Raw genomic sequence first — 4883 nt, 5'->3', positions numbered from 1 at the left:
AAGCTGAAAGCATAAGGCTAAAAGCCTCATTCTTCGATCCCTTTTAAAACTTCTTTAGGCACAAATATGTTGTGACTAAGAAAATGAGTTTGATGAAGCTTTCGGTTTATGCTGTTGCTGCTATTTCAATTATAAAAGAAAATGCATAGCAGACAAAAGCCATCATCAGGCTATAGGATTATGGTTATAAATAGCTGTTGGTTAATTTTTAGCAGCTTATATCTGTAGCAGATAAAGATCAATTTAAATTTTTATATGGGCGAATATCAAAACCGGGAAGTAAACCCCTCTTTATCATCATTTATCCGAAAGGTGTGGATAGTAACAGGAATTCTGGCACTCTCTATCATCATTATATTTGTATTGAAGGCTGCATTTAATGTCCTGCTCATGATTCTTGCAGCTTCCCTTATCGCAGTGTTTTTTCATGGATTAGGCGATGTTATCCAACGGTCTACCGGGTTAAGAAGGAGCTGGAGCATGTCACTGGCAGTGGGGCTTTTCCTGTTACTTGCAGCTTTAATTTTCTGGTTTATGGGCAGCACCCTGCAAACGCAGATAGACGAATTGCAAAGTGGTTTTCCGGCTATGATAGAGAAGGTGAGGGAATCTCTTCAGCAGACATCTGTAGGACGGAAAATCTTGTTAAGTATATCCGTTTATGATACCGATAAGTTCATGAATACAGCCAAAGGGTTATTCAATACCGGATTTGGAGTAATCGGCACCTTTTATATCATTATTTTCCTTAGCGTCTTCTTTACCGTAGATCCATCCATTTACAAGAAAGGAATCATTAAGCTTACTCCAGCTGCGGGGAAAAAAGAAGCAGAAATTGTTATGCAAAGAATTGGAATGGTATTAAAAGGCTGGTTAAAAGGAATGCTTCTGGCTATGCCATTAATATCTATACTTACCCTTACTGCTTTGTTATTGTTAGAGGTACCCTTAGCGCTTACCCTCGCCATACTCGCAGGGATCATGAACTTTGTTCCCAATTTCGGTCCGCTTATAGCCATGGTTCCTGCTGTACTCATCGGTTTTGCTATCAGCCCTCATACCGCATTGCTTATCGTGGCCATTTATGTGGTTATACAGGCTGTGGAGAGTAATATTGTTACACCTTTGGTGCAGAAGAGAATGATTAACCTTCCGCCGGCCCTTACCATCATGAGTCAGGTTTTAATGGGGACGGTTTCGGGAGTGTTGGGGGTATTGCTTGCTACACCTCTGCTGGCTATTATTATTGTGCTGGTAGACGAACTCTACATTAAGAAACAGCAAGAATTAACCGATGAAAATGATAAGGCTTCTGATCCCAGAGAATCTCATTTATTGTAATAGGCCGTAGAAATTTACTTTAACAGTTTAACAATAATCAGGGCTGACCTAAAGTTTACTCATTACCGGACTCTATTCGGAGAAGAAGGAATGATAACTGTGGGTCAGCCCTGTATGGAGTAAATAGAGGAACTAACCGTTTACTTTAATAAGCTTTAATCCAAGCTGTTTTTCTTTTTTAAGAAAATCAACCATCATGATATAACCCGGTTTAGCGGGATAAATAAAAGAAGAAGTTGTCTTTCCTGTTACGTCAATTTTATCAACGCTTAATTTTCCATCTTCGCCACGTATTATATTTCCAACTACTTTCTTGGTTTTTTCCTGTTTCTCTTTATCGTAATTAACATATACTGCATTAAATGTTTTTCTGTCACTGCTATTGCTCAGGAATTGGTAATCGAAATCTCCCATCATTTTCATCATCAAACCTGTTAAACCCGGACCATACATTTCGATTCCTGGCATTAAGGCCACAGTAGATTTGTCTTTTGCAATCTGCTTTACTTCTGCCAGGGTTAAATCGGGGTTAACTACAAATACAAGCATGTTTCCAACTATACCTTTTAACACACTGGAACCTCCTCCAAGAGCTAAGGATGCTACTCCCATGGCGCTCACATTTCTTTTGTACTGCTCGGTAATAATATAAGTTTTACCATCAGCTGTTTTAGCGATTTTATGCGTAAAATTGATAAATGAATTATCTATAATCTGTTTTCCGGCAGCCAATTTTATGTCTTTTGACCAGGCATAAGATTTTTTCGAAAGTTCTTTGCCTTCCGGAGAAAAGCGCTTGATGTAGAAGCCTGTACTTCTGGCAACACCTGGCTTGTCCGACTTGTTATAGCAATCTCCTACAGTAATAATTTCGTTGGTAGTTTCGTCAAGATACATTCCGGTAATAGAAAGTTGCTCTTTAGGATCACTCTCTGCACTAATTTCAAATATCTTTTTGCCGGTGGCTATATCTATCAAAACCAGAAAAGATTCCATTTTAGTAGACATTAAGCCATTACGTTTGGAAAGCGATGCCAATACGTATTTTTCTGAAGCCGAAACGGGGACAATATTTTCATATTCTTTAGAATCGCCGCTTTCTAATCTCCATAAGTTTTTCAGACTATTATCATACATTTCCAATACCCAACCTTTACTATGCCCGTTTACGCTGTTTTTAATAAACCCTTTTTGCGGTACAGCAAAAATATTAATAGACGCATTGAAACCAGATTCGCCTTTCTGATCGAATACCAGGCTTTGTTTCATCAGCCTGTTATCTGCTGTTGTAACATCTGTAATAACTTTTGAACCTAATTTGTTAAGCTCTCTAGAATAGCTTTCTATCTCGAATGACTTCTCTTTAAAGTTATAGAACATAAATGCAATGGCTGCATCGTTATAAACATTGTTTACCAGCATGTAATCATCTTTAGGTTTAACAAGGTTAATCTCCTTTACTTTTTTTAAGTCTTCATCATAAATAGCCAGGCCGTAATTGGTGTTTTTTCTATCAGCTTTGTCGGCTTCAAAAAATAAGGTATAGCCCTTAACCTCGTTGTTATTGATAATAGGGGTGATACTTTTTTTGCTGACAGATTTAAAGCCTTCAAGCGTTTGAGTTTGCGCGAAGGCTGTACAAGTCAGAAACAAGGCTCCAATGGCCAGAATGTAATTTTTCTTCATGTTTAGTATTTGTATTTAGTTTATTCTATGTATCATCTTATTAAAATATCCCTTCGGATAAATGCGTTTATATTGCAGGGCAATTTTCTTTGCTTTGTCATGGTTATTGTCTAACATGGCAGTAGCAAAGTTAGCGGCTATTATAAATTCGTTCTCTGTAGGGGTGGTCACATAGTTTTGGTCTATGCATGTTTTTATTTTAGCAAAATCGCTTATGCTTAAGGTATGCAGAAAGTCTAAAAAGTTGTTTAAGCTTTCCGGATTGTTTAAGCTGGTATTAGATACCACGTCGGAATATTCATGTTTTTCCAAATGATACTTTAACTGGTATAAACTGAGTAGTATCAAGGATTTTAAGTAATTATTATTCGGGTTACTATTAAGCTGCAATAGGGCATAATATAAAGACTTATCATAATATTCATGTTCGTACCAGCTTTGCAGGCTCTCTAATTTTGCGGTGTTTGTTACTTTTAGTAATCTCCCGTCGGGGTTTTGCGCTATAATCCTGGTGGTGTCATTTCCCGTTCGTATCATCAATTGTTTAATAGCCTGCATTCTTAGCTTACAATCGGGATGGGTTTTTAAAGTATCACTGTTGTCATACTCCACACTTACATTAAATATAGATTTCGACTTTTTGTAATCTGCACTCACAGGTCTGTTAAAAGCTTCACAATTGATCTGGTTAAAAGCAGTAGGGTTAACCGGTTTCAATGGATCTCCCAGAGTATCCAGAAAAGCCAATGCGGTATAGGCTTGTGATACGTCATAATTGGCTTTCTTCATAAGGAAAAAGGCCATAGAGTCTGCCTGGCTTTCGTGACTTCTGCTGTGGTAAAGATGATTAAGCGTTACTTTCATCATTAAATCTTTAACCAATTTATTTTTGTTATATCCCTTTCTGGTGATTTTATTATATTCTTTCTGAAGATCTTTATCGTAAATACTGCTGAGATATTGGTTAACTCCTTTATGGATATGATCAAAGTATCCATGGCTTAATTCATGGCACATGATAAAGGCAATTTGCGACTCGTTTTTTAAACCTGCCAGTAAGCCAATATTAAAAAATATGGTTCCATCGCCCATAGCAAAAGCATTTTCTACCGGGCTGCGTACAACCAGCAACTTGTTATTTTTAAATTGAGGGTTTGCAAGAATAATTTTATTAAACACATGCTCTAAATAGGGGGTGATGATGGTGTCTAATAAGGCGGTATATTTAATGAGGTATTTTGCTTCTTCCGCTGCATTTTCTCTAATAGCCAGGTAGTTTTTCCTGTAATCCGATTTGATAGCAGCAGGAAGGACATAAGAATTTTTAATTGAGGAGCTAAAGGTATTGGCAAGCTTTTCTGCTTTTACAGAATCTTTTAAAATGAAAGGTAGAAAATGGGTGTTTTCCTGTGCCGAAATGCGAGAAATAGCCAATAAACAAATAATCGTTATAATAACAGTGATGTTAAACTTCTGGTTTATAATTTTATAAATAGGGTGCAATGTTTGGTTTAGTATAATCTAATAACAAAAGTGAGGTAATATTTAATAATAAACAAGAAGGTTAAGGAAAATTTTTTCTTTATATTTTAATTGGTGAGTGTATATAGGTGTTTTTATTTATTAACTTACTGTTCTTGTTACGTTAACGATTTTAAGTGTTAATTATTGAGTTAATATAATTTGCTTTAATTTATTATTTGGTGTAGGAGCTTCTGAAGTTAACAGCAATAGCTCTGTCACTATTTAATATTCCAGAAAGTATAGCAACTCCTTGCTCTGTAAATGCAATGATTTTTTTTGTTCCACCCCAACTTGATGTTCCGTTTTGGAATATCAGATTTTTAAACTCGTCT

3 protein-coding genes are annotated in these 4883 nt (G+C 36.3%); 1 reads left to right on the top strand and 2 read right to left on the bottom strand.

Annotated elements, in window-relative coordinates; all coding sequences use genetic code 11:
• Positions 1-255: 255 nt before the first annotated feature.
• On the top strand, positions 256-1341 hold the full coding sequence (locus ABWO41_RS15385; RefSeq protein WP_353139955.1) for an AI-2E family transporter: 1086 nt from the start codon (positions 256-258) through the stop codon (positions 1339-1341).
• 132 nt (positions 1342-1473) lie between these two features.
• On the opposite strand, the gene ABWO41_RS15380 is transcribed toward ABWO41_RS15385, so the two are convergent.
• Positions 1474-3027: a DUF6770 family protein gene (locus ABWO41_RS15380; RefSeq protein WP_353139953.1), complete on the bottom strand. Its 1554-nt coding sequence runs from the start codon at positions 3025-3027 to the stop codon at positions 1474-1476.
• A gap of 15 nt (positions 3028-3042) precedes the next feature.
• Positions 3043-4461: a M48 family metallopeptidase gene (locus ABWO41_RS15375; protein WP_353139951.1), complete on the bottom strand. Its 1419-nt coding sequence runs from the start codon at positions 4459-4461 to the stop codon at positions 3043-3045.
• Between the last annotated feature and the right edge of the window lie 422 nt (positions 4462-4883).

Source organism: Pseudopedobacter sp. (assembly GCF_040392825.1).
Classification (GTDB): Bacteria; Bacteroidota; Bacteroidia; order Sphingobacteriales; family Sphingobacteriaceae; genus Pseudopedobacter.
This window is presented reverse-complemented; position numbering and strand designations above follow the sequence as displayed.